Raw genomic sequence first — 20,047 nt, 5'->3', positions numbered from 1 at the left:
TAGATATTGGGTGGGGTCACACACACCGTGTGGCACCTACCGGGCGGATGTCACCGACCCAGGAGCGTGTGCTGTGGCCAATCGGCCTCCCGTCAGCGTGCCAAGGCTGACCAGACGTAGTCGAATCCTGTTGATCATCGGTGCGGTGCTGGTGGCGGCCCTGGTTCTGGGCAGTCGGCTCATCGGCGCCTACATCGACTGGTTGTGGTTCGGAGAAGTCGGCGCGCGGAACGTGTTCACCACCGTGCTGTTCACCCGCGTGGTGCTGTTCCTGGTGGTGGGACTCGTCGTTGGTGGCGCGGCGTTCCTCTCGTTGTTCATCGCCTACCGCAACCGACCGGTGTTCGTCCCGGTGGCCAGCCAGGAGGACCCGCTGGCCCGCTACCGGTCGACGATCGTCGCGCGGGTGCGACTGTTCGGTATCGGTATCCCCGCGTTCGTCGGCGTCATTGCCGGCCTGTCCGCGCAGAGTGGCTGGGAGACCGTCCAGCTCTTCCTGCACGGCGGCGAATTCGGCAAGAAAGACCCGGAGTTCGGTCACGACATCGGCTTCTACGTCTTCGACCTGCCGTTCTACAACTGGGCGATCACGTGGGTGTTCGTCGCGCTGGTCGTCGCTTTCGTCGGTGCCGTGGTCGTGCAGTACCTCTTCGGCGGGATCCGCCTGGCCGGACGGGGCGGTCAGCTGACCAACGCCGCCCGTGTCCAGCTGGCGATCACCGCAGGCATCTTCGTGCTGGTACTGGCGCTCGACTACTACATGGACCGGTACAACCTGTTGCTGAACGGCCGCAACGAGCTGTTCACCGGCGCCAGCTACACCGACCTGCAAGCGGTGATGCCGGCCAAGCTCATCTTGATGAGCATCGCGGTGTTCTGTGCCGGGGCGCTGTTCGTCGGAGCGTTCCTCCGCAACCTGGTGCTTCCCGCGATCGCGCTGGCGCTGCTGCTCGTCTCCAGCATCCTGGTCGGCCAGGCCTGGCCTGCGTTGCTGTGGCAGTTCTCGGTCAAGCCGAACGAGATCGAGAAGGAAGCCACGGCGATCAGCCGCAACATGGAGGCGACCAAATTCGCCTACGGGCTCGACAAGATCGAGTACGTCGACTACAAGCCGAAGATCACCGCGTCCGAGGAGGACATCGCCGAGGCCAGGGAAACCATCGAGCGGATCCGGCTGCTGGACCCGAGCGTGCTGGAGCCGACGTTCACCCAGCAGGTCGCGCGCGAGAACTTCTACGGCTTCCCGTCCAAGCTCGACGTCGACCGGTACGAGATCAACGGCGAGGTACAGGACTACATCGTCGCCGCGCGCGAACTGAAGGCCGAGGGCCTGGCGGAGAACCAGCGGAGCTGGCTCAACCAGCGCCTGGTCTACACGCACGGCAACGGCTTCGTCGCCGCTCCCGCGAACACGATCGACCGTGCCGTCGGCGATGACAGTGGTGAAGGCGGCACCGAAGGTGGATATCCGCTGACCAGGCGGAGCGACACGGTCAACCCGGACGCCATCGGGATCGAGGTCAAGCAGCCGCGTATCTACTACGGCGAGCTGTTCGGTGAGGACGACTACGCGATCGTCAACAACCCGAAGGGTTCGGCGCCGGGTGAGTTCGACACCGCCGAGACCCAGCACCGCTACCAGGGCAAGGGCGGTGTGCCGATCGACGGACTGTTCCACCGCCTGGTGTTCGCCATCGCGCACGGCGAACGCAACATCTTGTTCTCCGGCGCGATCGGGGAAAGCTCGAAGATCATCTACAACCGTGATCCGCGTCAGCGGGTGGAGAAGAAGGCGCCGTGGCTGACCGTCGACGGTGACCCGTACCCGGCGGTGATCGACGGCCGGATCAAGTGGATCGTCGACGGCTACACCACGACGGCGAACTTCCCGTACGGCCAGAAGACGCAGCTGGGCGATGCCACGCAGGACACCCTCACCGGTGTCGCGCGGCACGAGAACGAGCCGATCAGCTACATCCGGAACTCGGTGAAGGCCACGGTCGACGCCTACGACGGCACGACCACGCTGTACGCCATCGACGAGGAGGACCCCGTGCTCAAGGCATGGCGCGGTGTCTTCCCCGGCACGGTGGAGCCGGAGTCGAAGATCCCGGACGAGCTACGCAAACACTTCCGCTACCCGGAGGACATGTTCAAGGTTCAACGGGATCTGCTGACGAAGTACCACGTGAAGACTCCGCAGCAGTACTTCTCGAACACCGCGTGGTGGAGTGTGCCGTCGAACCCGACCGAGGGCGAGGACTCGGCGAACCAGCCGCCGTACTACCTGCTGATGAAGGCGCCGGGCGACAAGAAGCCGACGTTCCAGCTGACCAGTCCACTCACGCCGCTGAACCGTGACTATCTGGCGGCCTGGATGACGGTGTCGTCCGACCCGGAGACCTACGGCAAGATGAAGGTGCTGCGGCTACCCATCGGGGATGATGCGCCGCAGAGCCGTGGGCCGGCGCAGGTGCAGAACTCGTTCGAGAACAACGGTGACTACACCGAGCAGCGAACGCTCTTCGGCAACCAGAACGTCGAGATCATCAACGGCAACCAGCTGACGCTGCCGGTCGCAGGCGGATTCTTGTACGTCGAGCCGGTGTACATCCGCCAGCGCACCGAGCGGGGTTATCCGCAGCTGGCCCGCGTGCTGGTCTCGTTCGGTAACCGTGTCGGATTCGGCAAGACCCTCACCGAGGCGCTGGACCAGGCGCTTCCGGGCGCGGGCAAGTACGCGACGACTCCGCGCGCTCAGGAAGACGACTCCGAGCCGGAACCGGAGACGCCGAACAAACCGGATCAGCCGCAGAAGCCGCCGGCCAAGCAGCCGCCGAGCTCCGGCAACCCAGAGCTGCAAGAGGCGGCCGACGAGATGGCCAAGGCCGCAGATGCGTACTTCAAGGCCCGGGCGGAGAGGGACTTCCAGGCGGAAGCCGACGCGCTGGAAGACCTGGAAGCGGCGCGCAAGAAGTACAACCAGGTCAAGAGCGGTCAGTCCAGCGGTAGCTCGAGCTCGTCCGGAGGTTCCGGCTCCGGCGGGAACTAGCCACGACACGCCGGAAGCCGCCTGCCCGATCCACGGGTAGGCGGCTTCCGCTCGTCTGGACCGCGGCGACGGTGCGTGGAGCCGGGTGTGCAGACCGACCGTGGAGCTGGGCGTGATCACGGAACATGGAGTCGGGTGCGCTGACCGAACGTGGAGCCGGGCGCGCTGACCGAACGTGGAGCCGGGTGAGCCCACGGGACGGGAGCTGGACGCGATCTGGAGTCGGCGACACGACGGATCGAATGCTGGGCGCGATGACGGGGTAGGTGGTCTGAGCGTGCGGCGCCGGCGCGGGGTGCCGACAGCCCGCTCGAACCGTCGGCGGCTCGGGGCAACGGCCTGAGGTACGAACGACGGGACGGGCGTGCGATTTGCCCATGTCCGACGGTGGTACCCACCCCCCTGAACGCGGCCGAAACGGGTGTGTAAACTGGGTACTACCAACGCGGGGTGGAGCAGTTCGGTAGCTCGCTGGGCTCATAACCCAGAGGTCGCAGGTTCGAATCCTGTCCCCGCTACCAGGTGAAACGGCCCCGGAGACTCGGTCTCCGGGGCCGTTTTCGTGCGTGGTCAGTCAGACGGTCGGCACTCCGCAAACGGCTGGTTCAGATTGCTTCCCCGACCCGCGACGACTATCAGTCCCACCAGGAGGATCAGCCATGCCGCAGCGAGCCACAGCCCGGGTGATTCGCCTCGGCGCAGCGCACGCAGACCGTCGTAGCCGCAGCAGATGCCTGCGCACACGGTGGCGGTAATCGGCAGCACATAAGCGACACGCTGTGCCCACGGGGCGCGAAAGCTGGTACTTCCTGGCGTGTCGCACATCTCGCCCGATATAAGGCGCCGAAGGCCAAGGCGTCGGCTGCCATGCAGCCGACGACCAAGAACGAGGCCGGTGTTGATGTAGATGGCGGCTCGGACGAGCGGACGACCGTGACTACGTGAGTGTCTGCCCGATCGCCTGGCACCTTCTTGCATGAATCCCCCTCGAGTCGCGTACTGAGTCCACCGCCTCGTTGCCGAGGCGCTGCCGCCGGACTGTCACGAGTCAACTCATGGGGCGAACCCCGCGCGATGACACGAACCGAACGTGCGCACCGCACGATGGGAACACCGGGCGTCCCGTCCAGGTATTCGCCGCATGTCGCCCCTGGAACCACCGCGGCCGCCAGCTTCGGAACGCGATGCGGGAACGCGGGGATTGGACTTGAAGGCGCTTGGGGCATGCCGGGCTAACCCAGGGGCGTCGCCGAGCCGGCCGTTCGCAACGTCGCCGATGATCTGGATGCCACCGATATTCGGATCCGTCCGTCTCGAGTGCAGCCCGCAGACTGACCGGAAAATGAGCCGAGACGATTCGACGAAACAACGGATCGGGGCAGCATTCTCGAAAAGCATTTGAGTTTTGGCGCCTACCGGTGACGGAACTGCTGCACCTCATGACGCAAAGACATTGCCCCTTCGTTCGACGGCGAACGTCTTTCTGCTTTCCCGGCGTAATGTCTTTCTCCGCGGAGTCCGGTGTTCACGCCAGCTGATGAGATCGCGGAGGTTTGTTTCATGTCGAGACGGCGTGGTGCGGCGGCGATGCTTGCCGCGCTCATTGCGGCAAGCACGGTGCTGTTGTCGGTGCCATCGGGCGCCGCGGAGACGGCAGCCGACGGCTGGGTGACCGCATGGGCTCAGTCTCAGGAACGGCTGGCCGACCGGACGTTGAACAACCAGTCCGTTCGGATGATCGCGCACGTGAGCCAAGGCGGCGAAGCGGTGCGGTTCCGGGTGCAGAACGAATTCGGCGCCGAGCCGTTGCGGATCGACCGGGCCACGGTCGGCCTGAGTACGGGCGGCCGTGAGGTCACGGAGGCGAAAAATGCCACATTCGGCGGCCGGGCCGGCGTGACGATTGAGCCCGGTGACGATGTGTGGAGCGATCCGGTGCCCGTGGCGCCGAAACCCGATTCCGACATCGCGGTCAGCCTCTTCGTGTCCGGCAGGGTGGTGCCGGGCCAGCACAATTCGGCATTTCGGGAGAATTACCTGTCGTCGGCGGGGTCCGGTGATGTGACCGGGGACAGTTCTGGTCGGGCCTTCACCGAGAAGACGACATCGACCTACCTCGTCAGTGCGGTCGACGTGCTGAACCCGAACGTGCGCGGCACGATCGTGCCGTACGGAAGCTCGGTGGTCGACGGGACCGGCAGCACAAACTGCGGCCCGGATTGCGAGGAGCTCGGCACCAACCGCCGCTGGAGTGACGAGCTGGCGCGGCGCATCGTTCGGGAGGCACCCGGCGACCGGCAGTTCGCCGTGGCCAACGCGGGTGTCGCCGGTACCTCGAGTTCCGCCGCGTGCCCGTCCATCCCGGACGGTGCGCGTGATCTCGACGCCCTCGCTCGGCTCGAACGGGACATCCTCGAGCTGCACGGTGTTTCGTCGGTCATCTACTACTACGGCACCAACGACCTGGCGTACGGCTGCACGGATGATCAGATCCTGGACAGCTATCGCGAGGTGTTCCGGCACCTGCGCGAGGCGGGGATCAAGGTCTACGTCACGCCGATCACGCCGCGCGCGTCGTACACCGAGGAACAGAACAAGTTCCGCTACACCGTCGGCGACTTCGTCAGGCGGGACGGCAACTGCAGCGCCACGTGCGACGCGGTGCTCGACTTCGACAAGGTGCTCGCCGATCCGGCGGATCCCAATCGGCTGAATCCCGAATACGACGCGGACGGCATCCACGCCAACATCGTCGGACAGAAGGCGATCGCGGACTCCATCTCGATTCCGCTGGTCACCACGCCGTAAGGCGTGCGGCGGCCGGGCCCAGAGGCCTGATTCAGGGCAGTCCTCGCCCGGCCGCCTTTCGCCAGCTCAGAGTGGGAGCAGCGGGCGCGTCACCACCGTGTGAACGACCCCTGCTCAGAGTGGAAACAGCAGGCACGTCGCCACCGCATGGGCGACCACCCGGCCGTGGCTGTCGACCACCCGAGCCTCGGCGGTCGCGGTGCGCCTCCCGATCGTCACCACCTCACCCCGGCACCGCAGGACTCCGCTGTCGAGGTTCGCGGCGCGGGTGAACTTGATCGCCAGGTCCAGTGACGTGTACCCGGTCCCCGCGGGCAGCTTGCTGTGCACCGCGCAACCCAGCGCGGAATCGGCCAGCCCCGCCAGCATGCCGCCGTGCACCGAGCCGATCGGGTTGTAGTGCCATTCGGCAGGTTGCATCTGGAACTCCGCCCAGCCGTCGCCGACCGCCACCGGAAGGATTTCCGTCGTCGCACCTGCCGGGACCGCGGGTAGCTCGCCGCTGCCGATGCGGTTGAGGAACTCCAGGCCGCTCAACTGCCGCGCGGGGTCGGCGAAGACCTTCGGGTCCTCCCATGTGTACGTGCGCGTGCGGTTCATTACTTGCTCCTTGCCTGGGGGGCCGGCGGGGCTGAGGGTGCGGCGCCAGCACAGGCTCGCGGTTCGACGGCGGAACGGCGCCGAGGTTTCGTGACCCCGGCGTGGGGCCGTGCTGCGGCGACCCCGGCGCGGGCCCGGCCGCCCGAGTCCTGCTCCAGCTCGCGTTCCAGCTGGGCGATGTGCTTCTCCAGGCCGTTGCGCAGCACGGCGCTGAACGAGAACCTGGCCATCAGAGCCGCTCGACGATCGTGGCGTTGGCCAGGCCACCCGCCTCACACATCACCTGCAGGCCGTAGCGGCCGCCGGTCTGTTCGAGCGCATTGAGCAACGTCGTCATCAGCCGAGCGCCGGAAGCACCCAGCGGGTGGCCGATCGCGATCGCGCCTCCGTTCACGTTGACCTTCGCCAAATCCGCTCCGGTTTCCCGCTGCCAGGCCAGCACGACCGAGGAGAAGGCCTCGTTGACCTCGAACAGGTCGATGTCGTCGATCGACAGCCCCGCCTTGGCCAGCACCTTCCGCGTGGCCGGGATGACGCCGGTCAACATGAACACTGGGTCGTCGCCCGCGACCGCGAAGGCGTGCACCCTGGCCCGAGGCGTGAGGCCGAGCCGCCGCACGGCGTCGTCGCCGGCCACCAGAACAGCGGCGGAACCGTCGTTGACCGGCGAACTGTTGCCTGCCGTCACCCGCCACTCGAGGTCCGGGTAGCGCTCGACCCAGTGGTCGGCCCGGAACGCCGGTCGCAGGCCCGCAAGTGTCTCGACGGTGCTGTCGGGCCGAATGGTCTCGTCGATCGCGAGGTCGGTCACGCGCGTGATCTGGCTGTCGAACAGCCCGTCCTTCCATGCCTTCGCCGCGCGCTGGTGGGACTCGACGGCGAACTCGTCGAGCTCGGTCCGGGACAGGTTCCATCGCTGGGCGATCAGTTCCGCGCTGATGCCCTGCGGGATCAGCCCGTTGTCGTAGCGCTTGCCGACGCGGCTACCCGCGAAATCCTTGCCCTGGAACTGCGTGCCGATCGGGATGCGGCTCATCGACTCGACACCGGAGGCGATGGCCACGTCGTAGGCGCCGGCGATCACGCCCTGCGCGGCGAAATGCAAGGCCTGCTGGGAGGAGCCGCATTGGCGGTCCACGGTCACGCCCGGAACGGACTCGGGGAACCCGGCCCCGAGCAGTGCCCAGCGCGCGGTGTTGCCGGACTGTTCGCCGATCTGACCGACCGCGCCGCTGATCACGTCGTCGACCTCGGCCGGATCGAGGCCAACCCGCTCCACGAGCGCGGCCAGCGTGTGGGCGTGCAGGTCCACGGGGTGGATGTCGGAGTAGGCGCCGCCGGGCTTGCCCTTGGCGACAGGGGTGCGGACGGCGTCGATCAAGTACGCACTGGTCATCGGTGGACCCTCCCGAGCATCTGGCTTTGGAAAACCATAGCCAGAACGGTACGTCTCTGGCTTTGGAAAAGCAAAGTCAGAGGTAGGATGGATCACATGACCGACGGACAGCAGGCCTCCGACGTACTGCAGCGCCAGGGCGCGTTCGCGGCGCGCGACGAGTGGACCGCGAAAGGCTGGTGCCGCATCGAGCGGGCGCTGGAGCTGATCGGCACGCGCTCGGCGATGCTGGTGCTCCGCGAGCTGTTCTACGGCGGCACGCGGTTCGACGAGTTCGCGCGCCGCACCGGGCTGAGCGAGGCGGTGGTGGCGAGCAGGCTCAAGCAGCTGCACGCCGACGGCCTCGTCGACCGCCGTCCCTATCGCGAAGCCGGCAAGCGAACGCGCGACGAGTACGTCCTGACCGAGCGAGGGCGGCAGCTGTTCCCGATCCTGGTGGCTTTGATGCAGTGGGGCGAGACGCTGCGCGACGACCATCGGACGGGAGTCGAGCTGGTGCACCGCGGGTGTGATGCACCGCTGGGCGCCCAGGTCCGCTGCGCAGCGGGGCACGAGGTGCCGTTGAATCAGGCGGCCGTCCGGCTCAAGGACGAGGACTACGTCAAGGCGGCCCTCGGCCGGAACTGAGCCGCTCGCTGCGGTAGCGCGAAGCCGCTCGGCACCGACAAGCATCGAGTGGTCCGTGGCCGGCGATGACTTTTCTGCCGTGTCGTGGTCTACCTGCTGACCGATGTTCGGCAACGATCAGGAGAACAAGACATGGGTGCCATCGAGATCGAGGTCTTCACCACGCTGGACCTGGTGGGACAGGCGCCGGGCGGCTCGGACGAGGACCCGGTCGGTTTCGCCTACGGCGGCTGGCAGGTGCCGCTGCTGGACGAGGCGACGGGCGAGAAGATCGCGGCCGCCTACGAGGGCACGGACGCCCTGCTGCTCGGACGCCGCACGTACGAGATCTTCGCCGCGTACTGGCCGTATCAGGAGGAGGGGGAGGACGCGGAGTTCGCGCAGCTGTTCAACAGCATCCCCAAATACGTCGCCTCGCGCGGCAAGCCGGATCTGTCGTGGTCGGGCTCGAAGCAGATCGGCGCGGACCTGGTCAACGAGGTCGACGACATCCGCAACCGGCACGAGCACGTCAAGGTGGTCGGCAGTCTGAACCTGATCCAGACGCTGCTGGCCAACCGGCTGTTCGACCGGCTCGACCTCTGGGTGCATCCGATCGTGCTCGGCTCCGGCAAGAAGGTGTTCGACGGCGGCGCGGTGCCCGCGAACCTCGAGCTCCTCGAGCCGCCCACGGCAAGCCCATCAGGCATCGTGCGCCTGCGGTACGGGCTTGCCGAAGGCGTGCCGAGCACCGGGGATTTCGACGGCCAATGACCGGCCCGGGGTCGGTGGCCGGACCTAGTGCGCCGCCGACCCCTCACCGCCGGACGCGGATCACGACGTCGTGCCGCGCGCCTTGCGCACCTCGTCGCGCACCGCCGGAGCGACCTCCTTGGCGAACATCTCGGTCATGCCGGGGTCGTCGGAGAACAGGATGAACACGCTGGTGCCGTAGGTCAGCGCCAGGTCGGTCAGCTCTTCGACCCACTGATCGGGCGGTCCTTGCAGGAAACCGCGGCTGGTGTCGTCGAAGTCGCCGGTGAGGTTGAGCAGCCGCCGGACGTCCTGGGGCCTGCGCCCGGCGGACTCCGCGGCCTCGTCGATGATCTCGCTGCCGCGAGCCAGATCCTCGATGCCGCCCCGCAGGTTCTGCGCGGACGGCAGCCAACCGTCGGCGATCGTGCCGATGGTGCGCAACATCCTCGGCTTGTACCCGCCGATCCAGATGCTCGGTCGGTGCGCGGGCGCCGGCCCACGCTTGGCGCCGCGCACCGCATGGAATTTCCCGTCGACGGTCAGGCCGCCGGGAGTGCTGGTGTCCCAGACCCCGCGGATGATCTGCACACCTTCCTCGAGCGCGGTCAGCGCCTCGCCGGGACGAAGCCGCCGGCCACCCATCGCTTCGATCGCGTCCCAGAAACCGCCCGCGCCCAGGCCCAACTCGATGCGGCCGCCGGTGAGCCGGTCCAGCGTGGCCACGCTGCGGGCCAGCTGGGCAGGGAAGCGAAGGGGCAGGTTGGTGACATTCGCCGTCAGCCGCACCCGTTCGGTGCGCGCGGCCGCGTACGGGATCAGCGTCCAGGTGTCGTGGAACCGCGAGACATACGGGTGGTCCTGGAACGTGACCAGGTCGAGGCCGAGGCGATCGGCCAGCACCGCCTGCTGGACCGCATGCTGGACGGGTTGCGCGATCGGCGTGACGAAAGTGCCGAACATCAGGTCGTGGCCGTAGTCAGTCATGCGGGGCTCCCAACGGAATGTGAATCGGTGAGGGGGAAGTTGTCGCGGAACAGCCCGGTGGGGTCGAGCTGCTCCTTGAGCTTGCGTAGCCGCGCCAGCGTCGGCGGCGGGAACGCCTCGGTCAGCCGCTGCGGGCTGTTGTCGGCTTCGAAGCTGGTGTAGATGCCGCTGAAGTACGGGCGGAGCCGGTCCCATTCGCGGTCCACCCGCTGGGCGTTGCTGCCCATCGCGGTGATCTGGAATGCGGCGTCGCGGTGGGCGAACGCGGTCGCGTCCGGCTCGACGTCGGCGATCGCGCCGCCCATGCTGCGCAGCTGGAACCAGTGCACCGCGCCGCTGTCCAGCAAGCGAGCGCTGACCGCGGCGAACCCGGGCGTGATGGACGTGACGAGCCCGGACCGTGACACCGGTTCGCCGAACGCCTGGTGGGGTGACTCCGGGAACATGTTCATCACGGCGGCGTACGGCGCGATGACGACTTGCTGCTGCACCAGCGGCGCGATCTGGGCGATCGGCCGTAGCTGCGCCAGGATCTCGTCCGGATCGTCGGAGGCGACCATCGCCATCACGTGCGCGGTCGAGCCGTTCATGATCAAGAACGGGGTGGTGTCCCGCGGCGTCGCCGCGACCGTTTCGCCGAACTTCAGCAAAAACTCTTCCGGGTCCGACACATGGAACGCCAACTGTGCCCAGCCGACGTCGGACACCTCGTCGACGACGAACTCGAAGCTGGTCACGATGCCGAAGTTGGCGCCCGCGCCGCGCACCGCCCAGAACAGTTCGGGGTTCTCGGAGCGGCCGGCCCGCACGGTGGTCCCGTCCGCGAGCACCATGTCCACCGATTGCAGGTGATCGATGGTGAGCCCGTGCTTGCGGCTCAGATACCCGATACCGCCGGCCGTCGCCAGACCGCCGACGCCGACACCGCCGTGATCGCCCGATCCCAGTGCCCAGCCGTAGGGTTGCAGGGCGGTGGCGACGTCGCGCCACCGGGCGCCGGGGCCGATGCGCACCAGCCGGCGATCCCGGTCGAGCACCTCGATGTCGTTCAAGGCGCCGACGTCGATGACCAGGCCGCCGTCGTTCGTCGATCGGCCGCTGACGCCGTGACCGCCGCTGCGGATTCCGAGCGGGATGTGCCGGTGGCGTCGAGCGAACGCCACCGCGTCGACGACGTCGCTGACCGACTGCGGGCGCAGGATCAATCCGGGTGATCCACCGCGGAGGTAGTTCGAGCGGATGGAATTGTAGAGCGCGTCGCCGGGCTCCACGGCGTTGGCGGCGAGGTGAGCGGGAAGGCCGTCGTAATCGATCCCGGACACCCGGCGCGCGCGGATTTCCGCCCGTCGCACGGGCGACGGGGTGAGAGCGCCGTCGGCGACCGCCTGCCGACCGGCTTCGCGCAGCCGCGGTGCGATCTCCTGAACGAACCGCTCGAGCAGACCCTCGGGTGAGTTCTCGTCGATGCGCAGGATGAACGCCGTTACGCCGTGCTCGGTGACGAGTGTGGTCATAGCGTCGACGTCGTCCCAGGTGGTGAGCGTGATGACGCGCTCGAGCTCATGGGGGTCCCGGTCGGCCTTCTCCGCGGACTTGCGCAAGAGTTGCAGGTTTTGCGCGAGCTGGTCGGGGTCGTCGAGCCGTCCGTGCCAGCCGTCCGCTGTGCTGCCGGCCAGTTCCACGTCGCCGCTCATCCAGATCCGGATGTCGTGCGCGGGCAGTGGCCCGGGCTCGGCTCCGGCGAGCTTGATCGCGCCGTCGTGGCGCACGCGCCGTGTCGAGGTGTCCCACATGCGCCGCAGGACCGTGAGTGCCTCGGCGGGGGAGATTTCGGGACTGGGGTGAAGCTCGAGTGTCAGCCGGCCACCGCTCAGCCGGTCGAGGCTGGTGGACGCGCGGCCGAGGACACCCAGGTTCCGCTGCGCGGGATCGATTCCCGCCACCAGGCCGATGCGGTCGGTGCGGCCGGCGATCCAGCTCACCAGCGACCATCCGTCCGGGCCCGATGATGTGCTCGGCACGACGACCAGGTCGAGCCCCAGTCGTTCGGCTTCGACCGCGCAGTCGACGGCCGCCGCCACGTCGTCATGGGCGAGTTCGACGCCGAGTTTGATCGGACTGTGTTGGCGACTCATCACTGCCTCCGGTCACCGGTCGGATCAATTTGTTGACGTGTCAACTATACCGCGATGCGCGGACCGATTCCGATCAATGAGACCGACATAACGTCGCCGTCCGATGACTCACGTCCCGGCGGTCAGGGACCTTCAGCACCGGCGCCGCCGTGGCGAGGCGAGCATGATGAATGGCACCGGGAAACCGGTGACCCGCCCGAGAGTCGGATGGGTGGTTCAGGTGGCGACACCGGGACCACCGGCCACGCGAGACGTGGCCCCGGACATCTCGGGCGGGCCTTTTTCGTGGCCGGGCGTCCGCGGCTCAACGACCGGCGATGCCGTCGACCACGCCGAGCCGCAGCAGATCGGTCGGCCGCAGCTTGAGCATGTGCGCCAGGTCGGGCACGTCCTGTTGTGGTTGCTTGAGAATGGCCGCGGCCATTTCCGGTGCGATCACCGAGAAGTACGCGTCCGGGGTGATCCACAGGCGGTCGGTGGAGCACACCGCGAGCGCCCCGCCGGAGCCGCCTTCCCCGATCACCAGGGTGGTGATCGGCACCTCGGCGGCGGCGATGGTGGTGAACAGCTCGGACAGCGCGGGCCCGACACCGGCCTTCTCGGCTGCCGGATCCGCGGCCGCGCCCGGCGTGTCGACCAGCGTCAGCACGGGCAGCCCGAGGCGTTCGGCCAGCCGCACCAGCCGAGTGGCCGTCCGGAATCCCGCTGGGGTCGTGCGGGTCCCGGTCTGCGCGGCGAAGGCGATGGAGCGGCCGCCGCGCCTGCCGATGCCGCACAACATCCCGCAGTCCACGCCGCCTGCGCGGTCACCGGAGATGTTGCGCCGGACCTCGAAGTAGTCGTCGAGATAGGCCTCGGCGCGGGGACGCTGCGGGTCGCGGGTTCGCTGCACGGCCTGCCAGCCGTCCGGGGCCTCGTCGACGAAGCCGAGCGCGCGCGGGACCTCCGCAGGCTCCGGTGAGCCGCCGCGCAGCAACGACAGCCACTCCGCCAGGCTGTCCCGCAGTTCGTCGCGGTCGACCAGCTCGTCCACCTGGCCGGCGTACCAGTGCGATTCCGCGGTGTAAGCGGGGTCGTCGGCCTCGGCGCCCGCACGTACGCGGCGACCGGCGAAGGCCACTTGCGCGCCGGGGAGGGCGAGCACCACATCGGCCGACGACCCCAAGGTGGCCCATACGCCGCCCGTCGTGGGGTCGTCGAGGACGGCGATGTGCGGTAATCCGCGTTCACGCAGGCGCACGCACTGGTGCGCCAGCACCTGCAACTGCCGGAGGGCCACCATGCCTTCCTGCATCCGGGTTCCGCCCGACGAGATGAAGGTGACCACCGCGAGGTTCGAGTCGACGGCGTGGTCGAACGCGTCGGCGATGCGGGCCCCGGTACCCGCACCGATCGAGCCGCCCAGGTAGCCGAACTCGAAGCAGACGACGACCGCCTCGTGGTCACCGAGTCGACCACGGCCGCACACCACCGACTCGGACACGTTGGTGGCCTTCTCCGCGCGTTCGCGCTGGGCACCGTATCCGGGCCAGTCGAGGGGCCCGTCGCGGCCGTGGTCGACCGGTGGGGCGGGAAACGGGACGAAGTCGGTGACGACGTCGTCACGAAGTGAGGGCACGCTTCATCACCTTGCCCATGTCGTTGCGGGGCAGCGACGACAGGAAACGAACCTCACGGGGCCGCTTGTGCGCGGCCAGCTGCTCGGCCACATGGGCGATGAGCTCGTCCGCCGGTGGCTCCTGGCCCCTGGCGACCACCCAGGCGACGATCCGTTCGCCCAGGTCGGGGTCCGGTTCGCCGGTCACCGCGACCTCGGCGACGCCCGGGTGGTCGAGCAGCACGTTCTCGATCTCGCCCGCGCCGATCTTGTAGCCACCGCTCTTGATCAGGTCGGTGGCCCGCCTGCCCACGATGCGCACGTAACCGTCCGGGTCGCGCATCGCCATGTCGCCGGTGCGGAACCACCCGTCACGCATCGCCTCGGCGGTGGCGTCCGGCCGGTTCAGGTAGCCGAGGAACAGGTTCGGCCCGCGCACCTCGATCTCGCCGACGGCCTCGGTGTCGGTCTCCGGGATCGGGTTGCCGTCGTCGTCGACCAGGCGGAGATCGACGCCCGGCACCGGGAGGCCGACGGTGCCGGGGCGCCGATCCCCGGAGAACCGGATGCTGCAGTTCATCAGCGTCTCGGTCATCCCGTAGCGCTCGACCACGCGCTGACCGGTGAGCTGTTCGATGCGCTGGTGCTCGGTCGCCGGCAGGGCGGCCGAGCCGGACACCAGCAGCCGCGCCTTGCCGATCGCGCCGGCCATCTCCGGGTCGGCCGCGCAGTCCTCGGCCAACCGGTGGTACATCGTCGGGACGCCGAACAGCATCGTGCCCGGACCGTCCAGCTCGGCGGCGACGGCTTCGGTGGAGAATCGGCCGAGGTGGTGCAGCGTGCAGCCGCGGCGGAGCGGGCCGACCACGCCGAGGATCAACCCGTGCACGTGGAACAGCGGCAGTGCGTGCACCAGCACGTCGTCGGCGGTCCACTCCCAGATCTCGGCCAGGGCGTCGAGGTTCGACGTGATCGCCCGGCGAGGGAGGACGACGCCCTTCGGCGGGCCGGTCGTACCCGACGTGTAGACCACGAACGCGGGCGTCTCCGGATCGGGCTCGTCGGGCAGCGGTCCCGCCTCGGTCGGCGGCGCGAGCGACACCGAGATGCGCGGCAGGTCGGCCAGTTCGCCCGGCAGCTCGACGCCGGGCGCGGCCAGCACCCGGTCCGGGGCCGAGTCGGCGACGATGTGCGACAGCTCCCGCGTGCCGATCTTCGGGTTGATCGGCACCACCGCCACGCCCGCGGTCAACGCGGCGACCACCGCGACGCACGTCTCGGCGGTCGGGGTAGCCCAAACGGCCACGCGGTGCAGTCCGCGTAGCTGACCGGCCAGGTCAGCGGCGAGGGCGGCGAGCTCCCGGTAGGTCAACGCCGTGTCGCCGAACCGCAGTGCCGTGCGGTCACCGCGGCGCGAGACGTCGGCCAGATCGGGTAGCAGGTGCGTGGTCATGGAATTCCTCCCTAGCCCCAGCCGGGGACGACGAGAACGAGCCAAGCGGCCAGCGGCGCCACCGCGACCACGATCGCGCCGTAGCCCATCAACTGTTTGAAGAACTTGTCGCGGTCGACGTTCTTGGCGTTCGCCAACACCAGCGCTCCGTTGGTGGAGAACGGACTGACGTCGACCATGGTCGAGGCGACCGCGATCGCGGCGACCATGCCGATGGGTCCGATCGTGCCTTGTGCCAGGAACGGCAGCGCGAGCGGGATCAGCGCGCCCATGAGTCCGACGGACGAGGCGAACGCCGACACGATGCCGCCGATGTAGCACAGCAGCACCGCGGCCAGCAGCGGGATGCCGACATTGCTGACGGCGTTGCCGACGTAGTCGATGGTGCCGATCTCCTGCAGCACGCCGACGTAGGTGAGCACGCCGCAGATCAGCAGCACGGTCGGCCAGGTGATCTCGTTGACCGCCTTCCGGCTGTGGGCGGGCCACGCCACGCTGAGCAGCACGGCCACGGTGATGGCGGTCAGGCCCGCGTCGAGCTCGAAGACCAGCGTGCTGACCACCAGTGCGACCAGGCCGGCCAGCGTGGCCAGCTTCGGCCCGTCGAGGGGCATGCGCTGCTCGTGCGGAAGGGGTTCGGCCGGTTCGGCGCTGTCCCCGCCACCGGTGGTGACATCCGTGCCGCCGCCGACCCGGACCAGCTCGCGCCGTCGCAGCTTGGCGCCACCGAGCACCACGTACAACACGGCGGCAATGGCGACGTTCATGATCAGCGACGCCAGGAAGAGCACCGTCGGGCTGCCGGGAAGGTTGTTGCGTTCGACGATGCCGTTGACGATCGAGCCGTAGACGCTGATCGGGGAGAACCCGCCACCCTGCGCGCCGTGCACCACCATGGCGCCCATCAGCAGCGGGCTGATGTTGTACCTGGCGGCGAAGCCGAGGGCGATCGGGGCCATGATCGCGCACGCGGCCGGGCTGAGCGCGCCGATGGCCGTCAACACCGCCGTGACCACGAACATCACCCACGGGATGAGGGCGATACGGCCGCCGACCATGCGGACCGCGGCACCGACCAGCCAGTCGGTGGTGCCGTTGGCGCGGGCGATGGCGAACAGATAGGTGACGCCGACCAGCACGACGAAGATGTCGCCGGGGAAGCCGGCGAAGATGCCGTCGGCGTCCAGGCCGCCTGCCAACGTGCCGACCAGGAACGCTCCCGCGAAAGCGAGCGCGCCCATGTTGATCGACAGCGTCGTGGCCAGCACGAAGATCACCACGAGGGCGATGATCGAAATCATTTCCGCGGACACGACCGTCCTCCTTGACGCCGGTCTACCGGACTAGTGGCTCAGTGGGCTAGTGGATGAGCCACTTTCTCCCGTGATGGCCGTCACTGTCAAGGCTTGATTGGTAAAGTGGCTGAGCCACCAGTCCTACGGTGGGGTGCCGCCCCGGGGCTGCGCCCGCACTACGAGCAAGGGGTGTTCGGGTTGTCTCAGGCCCTGAGCCGCGTGAGCAAGTTGCGGCTGTACGAGCAGGTCATCGAGCGGATCAAGGCGCATGTCGAACAGGCGGGCCTGAAGGCGGGGGACAAGCTGCCCGGTGAACGCGAACTGGCCGAGCGGCTCGGGGTGAGCCGGGCCTCGGTGAAGCAGGCGATCGTGGTGCTCGAGGTCCAGGGCCTGGTGGAGTCCCGGCACGGCGGCGGCACGTACCTGCGGTCGGACGAGCTGACCGTGGAGACCGTCGACGAGATGGTGGCCAGGCGGCGCAGGCTTCCCGAGGTGCTGGAGGCGCGCGAGGCGCTGGAGACGAAGCTGGCCGAGCTGGCCGCGCAGCGGCGCACCGACGAGGACCTGGCCGCGATGGACGCCGCGCTCGAGCACATGGCCAAGGAGATCGAGCAGGGCGAGTACGGCATCGAGGGCGACCGCCGGTTCCACGCGGCGATCACGGCGGCCGCACGCAGCGGGCTGCTGGCGGAGTTCATGCGGTCGATCTCGGTGCAGATCGCCGAGAGCCGCAACGAGTCGCTGCGTCAACCGGAACGGCCGCACCAGTCGATGGAGCAGCACCGGGCGATCGTGGAGGCCATCCGGGAAGGTGATCCGGAGAAAGCGGCGGAGGCCATGCGCAAGCACGTGCGCACGGTGGCGAAGGTGCGGCTGCTGGCGTGGGACCCACAGGAGGGCGAGAGCGCCTGAGGCACGCCCGGGGGTCGTACCGGACGATGGCCTGAGGACGCCGGAGGTCGTACTGGACGAGGCCACCCGAGGCACGCCCGGGTGCCAGCCGTCCCGGACGGGGCACCCGGCGGCGCGGCGGCAGACAGGCTTGTCGGCGCCTTCCCGGCGGTGCGTCGGCAGGCCGGCTGCTGTCGGGCCCTGCCGCCGGCGAGTGCAGGCCCGGCCGCGTGGGGGTGCCCGCGTGCTACTTGCGCACCACCACTTCGAAGTAGATCGGTCGCGCCGACGGGAACATCAGCTTGCCCGTGGAGTCGACCATCTTCCAGTACACCTTGCAACCGGACGGCGCGACCTTCGGTGCACGTACCCGCACCTTGATCTTGACGTTCTCACCCGGCCTGGTGTTCTCGACGGGGATGCGCTTGGGCGTCTGGCACGGTTGCTTGCCCGCGATGGAGTCGTCGCGCTGCAGGAACCGATGGGTCCATTCCACCGAGCCGGCGTTCTGGATCTCCCAGATCTTGTCGAACGTGCTGCCCGGCTTGACCTCGGTGCCGTCCGGGACGCTCACGTCGGCGATGAACCGGCTCTTGTCGCCCGGGTAGGCGGGGCCCGCCATCGGGTCCTCGCCGCCGGTGTCGCTGGCCGCGTTCTTCGTCGGGACCTCCGGCGGGTTGTCCTCGCCGCCGAGCAGTGCCACTACGCCGACGACGCCCGCGACCACGAGCGCTGCCGCCGCCGGGATGAACCACCACTTCGGCTTGCGTTCCCCGGATCGCTCGCGGTCGGCCGTGTGCTCGGCCGACCGCTCACCAGCTGTCGCTTCGGGCTCCGCCTCGGTCACCGCACCCGCGCCGGGGTCGTTGTCCGCGGTGAGTTGGCGCGCCACGCGCTGCCACTTGGCGTGCCACTCGGACTCGTCACCGTTGCAGGCGCGCACGAACTCTCGAACGGTCTCCCACGGCTGCAGGCGATACCCGGTCACCGACAGGTGCAAGGTCGCGTGCGAGACCGCGCCGGACTTCTGCGCCATCTTGCGGAACGACGGCTGGCCCGCGCTCTGCCGCAGCGCCCGCAGCTCGGACATGAACTCGTCCAGCGCTGGGTGTCGTGGAGGGATCGCATCCTGGGTCATGGCGCTCCCCGTTGTGGTGTCACGAGCCTTGTCATGCGGCTTGGTTGACGCGTTTTTCTCGCTCATGGCTGTCAAAGGGCTCGTCCACCGTGTTGCTTGTTTTCCCGGTCGGGCGGAGTGTAGCCAATCAGACACGTACAGCAGGGGTGTTCTGGGAAAACCCCGCCATCCGGAGCACGCCCGAACGGTTGTCAAACCTGTCAATCGCGCGCGGGCCGGTGTCAAGTCCTGTGGAAATCGGTCTCGGACGCCGTGGTGTGCGTTCCATGCTCGGTCTCGTCACCAGCCGGGGGGACAAGGAGCCACACCGATGACTTCAGCAGCGCGGATCGCCGCAGGCGGGCCGCTGCGGACGTGGGGTGGGGCGGTCGGCTCCCATGGCTCGGGCGAGCACGGCGGCTGGCGGCACCTCATCCGTTGACACCGCACCGGCAGTGCCGGTGCACCGAACCAGCCGGGCATCCCGGCGACGACGAACAGGGGAGATCGACATGCGCAAACTGACAGGGGCGGTCGCCGCACTGGCCGTGCTGGCCGGCGGCGTCGGCGGGGCCGCACTGGCCAACGCGGAGCCGGAGCAGGCCACAGCAGCCAAGACGGTCAACATGGAGCTGGTCATCAAGGCCGCGATGTGGGATCCGTACAAGCCGAACCAGACCATCGTCCCGGGCGCCGGGCCGCACGTGAAGGCGGTCGAGCAAGCGCTGGCCGCCAAGGGCTTCCTGGCCAAGAAGTACGTCGACGGTCACTTCGGCACCACCACGGTGAACGCCTACGCGAAGTACCAGCGTTCGCTCGGCTACACCGGCCTGGACGCCAGCGGCCTGCCGGGCAAGGGCTCGCTCGCCAAGCTGGGCAAGGGGCGCTACACCCTGAGCCGGACGATCAGCGTCGGCGCCAAGACCACGATGGACGGCAAGACGATCAACAAGCGGACCGCCGCCATGATCAAGGCTGCGGAGAAGAAGTCCGGTCAGAACATCGTGCTGACCCAGGGTTCGTACAACCCGGGTGGCGTCGGGGCCTCCGGTGGCACGCACGACGGCGGCGGCGTGGTGGACATCTCGGTGACCAACCTGTCCAACAAGACCGCCGTGGTGAAGGCGCTGCGTCAGGTCGGCTTCGCCGCCTGGTACCGCTCGCCGGACCAGGGCAACTGGGCCGCGCACATCCACGCGGTCGCCATCAGCGACACCGACATGTCGCCGCAGGCGCAGGCACAGGTCGGCGACTACTTCCTCGGCCGCAACGGCCTGGCCAACCACGGCAAGGACGACGGCCCGAAGGTCAAGAAGGTGACCTGGGAGGAGTACCAGCGGAGTTGATCCACTGACCG

The 20,047-nt window shown here is 68.4% G+C and carries 14 protein-coding genes and 1 tRNA gene; 7 read left to right on the top strand and 8 right to left on the bottom strand.

Annotation, left to right across the window (positions count from 1 at the left end; genetic code table 11):
- Window positions 1-73: 73 nt before the first annotated feature.
- From YWM_RS0121290 to YWM_RS0121280, 3 genes are all read left to right on the top strand, one after another.
- On the top strand, window positions 74-3,052 hold the full coding sequence (locus YWM_RS0121290; RefSeq protein WP_028852384.1) for a UPF0182 family protein: 2,979 nt from the start codon (window positions 74-76) through the stop codon (window positions 3,050-3,052).
- 444 nt (window positions 3,053-3,496) lie between these two features.
- Window positions 3,497-3,573: transfer RNA gene (locus YWM_RS0121285), tRNA-Met, on the top strand.
- A gap of 1,039 nt (window positions 3,574-4,612) precedes the next feature.
- On the top strand, window positions 4,613-5,860 hold the full coding sequence (locus YWM_RS0121280; RefSeq protein ID WP_043662116.1) for a GDSL-type esterase/lipase family protein: 1,248 nt from the start codon (window positions 4,613-4,615) through the stop codon (window positions 5,858-5,860).
- A gap of 114 nt (window positions 5,861-5,974) precedes the next feature.
- Here the strand turns inward: YWM_RS0121280 and YWM_RS0121275 are convergent, their stop codons facing one another.
- Together YWM_RS0121275 and YWM_RS0121265 are read right to left on the bottom strand one after the other, a co-directional pair.
- Complete coding sequence (locus YWM_RS0121275; RefSeq protein WP_028852382.1) at window positions 5,975-6,460, bottom strand: PaaI family thioesterase; 486 nt, start codon at window positions 6,458-6,460, stop codon at window positions 5,975-5,977.
- A 229-nt stretch (window positions 6,461-6,689) separates the two neighbouring features.
- Window positions 6,690-7,856 (bottom strand): thiolase family protein, encoded by a 1,167-nt coding sequence (locus YWM_RS0121265; RefSeq protein ID WP_028852380.1) that lies wholly within the window; start codon window positions 7,854-7,856, stop codon window positions 6,690-6,692.
- Between the two features lie 96 nt (window positions 7,857-7,952).
- On the opposite strand from YWM_RS0121265, the gene YWM_RS0121260 reads away from it, so the two are divergent.
- A complete protein-coding gene (locus YWM_RS0121260) occupies window positions 7,953-8,483 on the top strand; it encodes a winged helix-turn-helix transcriptional regulator (RefSeq protein ID WP_156914884.1) in 531 nt (176 codons plus the stop codon).
- Between the two features lie 132 nt (window positions 8,484-8,615).
- Complete coding sequence (locus YWM_RS0121255) at window positions 8,616-9,236, top strand: dihydrofolate reductase family protein (protein WP_028852378.1); 621 nt, start codon at window positions 8,616-8,618, stop codon at window positions 9,234-9,236.
- 60 nt (window positions 9,237-9,296) lie between these two features.
- Here YWM_RS0121255 and YWM_RS0121250 read toward each other — a convergent pair whose 3' ends face one another.
- The 5 genes from YWM_RS0121250 to YWM_RS0121230 form a co-directional block, all read right to left on the bottom strand.
- Window positions 9,297-10,202: an LLM class flavin-dependent oxidoreductase gene (locus YWM_RS0121250; RefSeq protein WP_028852377.1), complete on the bottom strand. Its 906-nt coding sequence runs from the start codon at window positions 10,200-10,202 to the stop codon at window positions 9,297-9,299.
- On the bottom strand, window positions 10,199-12,337 hold the full coding sequence (locus YWM_RS0121245; protein ID WP_028852376.1) for an LLM class flavin-dependent oxidoreductase: 2,139 nt from the start codon (window positions 12,335-12,337) through the stop codon (window positions 10,199-10,201). Before YWM_RS0121245 ends, YWM_RS0121250 begins: the two co-directional genes overlap by 4 nt.
- A gap of 304 nt (window positions 12,338-12,641) precedes the next feature.
- A complete protein-coding gene (locus YWM_RS24950; RefSeq protein WP_052345373.1) occupies window positions 12,642-13,955 on the bottom strand; it encodes a carboxyl transferase domain-containing protein in 1,314 nt (437 codons plus the stop codon).
- The gene (locus YWM_RS0121235; protein WP_043662113.1) at window positions 13,939-15,387 is read right to left on the bottom strand and encodes an acyl-CoA synthetase; all 1,449 of its coding nucleotides are present in this window, start codon (window positions 15,385-15,387) and stop codon (window positions 13,939-13,941) included. Before YWM_RS0121235 ends, YWM_RS24950 begins: the two co-directional genes overlap by 17 nt.
- Window positions 15,388-15,398: 11 nt before the next feature.
- The gene (locus YWM_RS0121230; RefSeq protein WP_028852374.1) at window positions 15,399-16,700 is read right to left on the bottom strand and encodes an SLC13 family permease; all 1,302 of its coding nucleotides are present in this window, start codon (window positions 16,698-16,700) and stop codon (window positions 15,399-15,401) included.
- Window positions 16,701-16,880: 180 nt separating this feature from the next.
- Between YWM_RS0121230 and YWM_RS0121225 the strand changes: the two genes are divergently transcribed.
- Entirely contained in the window at window positions 16,881-17,594 is a 714-nt protein-coding gene (locus YWM_RS0121225; protein WP_028852373.1) for a FadR/GntR family transcriptional regulator, read from the top strand.
- Window positions 17,595-17,820: 226 nt separating this feature from the next.
- Here YWM_RS0121225 and YWM_RS25470 read toward each other — a convergent pair whose 3' ends face one another.
- Window positions 17,821-18,711 (bottom strand): NBR1-Ig-like domain-containing protein, encoded by an 891-nt coding sequence (locus YWM_RS25470; protein ID WP_052345372.1) that lies wholly within the window; start codon window positions 18,709-18,711, stop codon window positions 17,821-17,823.
- Window positions 18,712-19,202: 491 nt separating this feature from the next.
- Here YWM_RS25470 and YWM_RS0121215 point away from each other — a divergent pair, with 491 nt between their 5' ends.
- Window positions 19,203-20,036 carry a peptidoglycan-binding domain-containing protein gene (locus YWM_RS0121215; protein WP_028852371.1) on the top strand — a complete coding sequence of 278 codons (834 nt, stop codon included), beginning with the start codon at window positions 19,203-19,205 and terminating at the stop codon, window positions 20,034-20,036.
- Window positions 20,037-20,047: the final 11 nt, after the last annotated feature.

Origin of the sequence: Thermocrispum municipale DSM 44069, from assembly GCF_000427825.1 — a bacterium.
Taxonomy (GTDB): domain Bacteria; phylum Actinomycetota; class Actinomycetes; order Mycobacteriales; family Pseudonocardiaceae; genus Thermocrispum; species Thermocrispum municipale.
The sequence above is the reverse complement of the archived record's forward strand: the minus strand, read 5'-3'. Positions and strand labels throughout refer to the sequence as shown.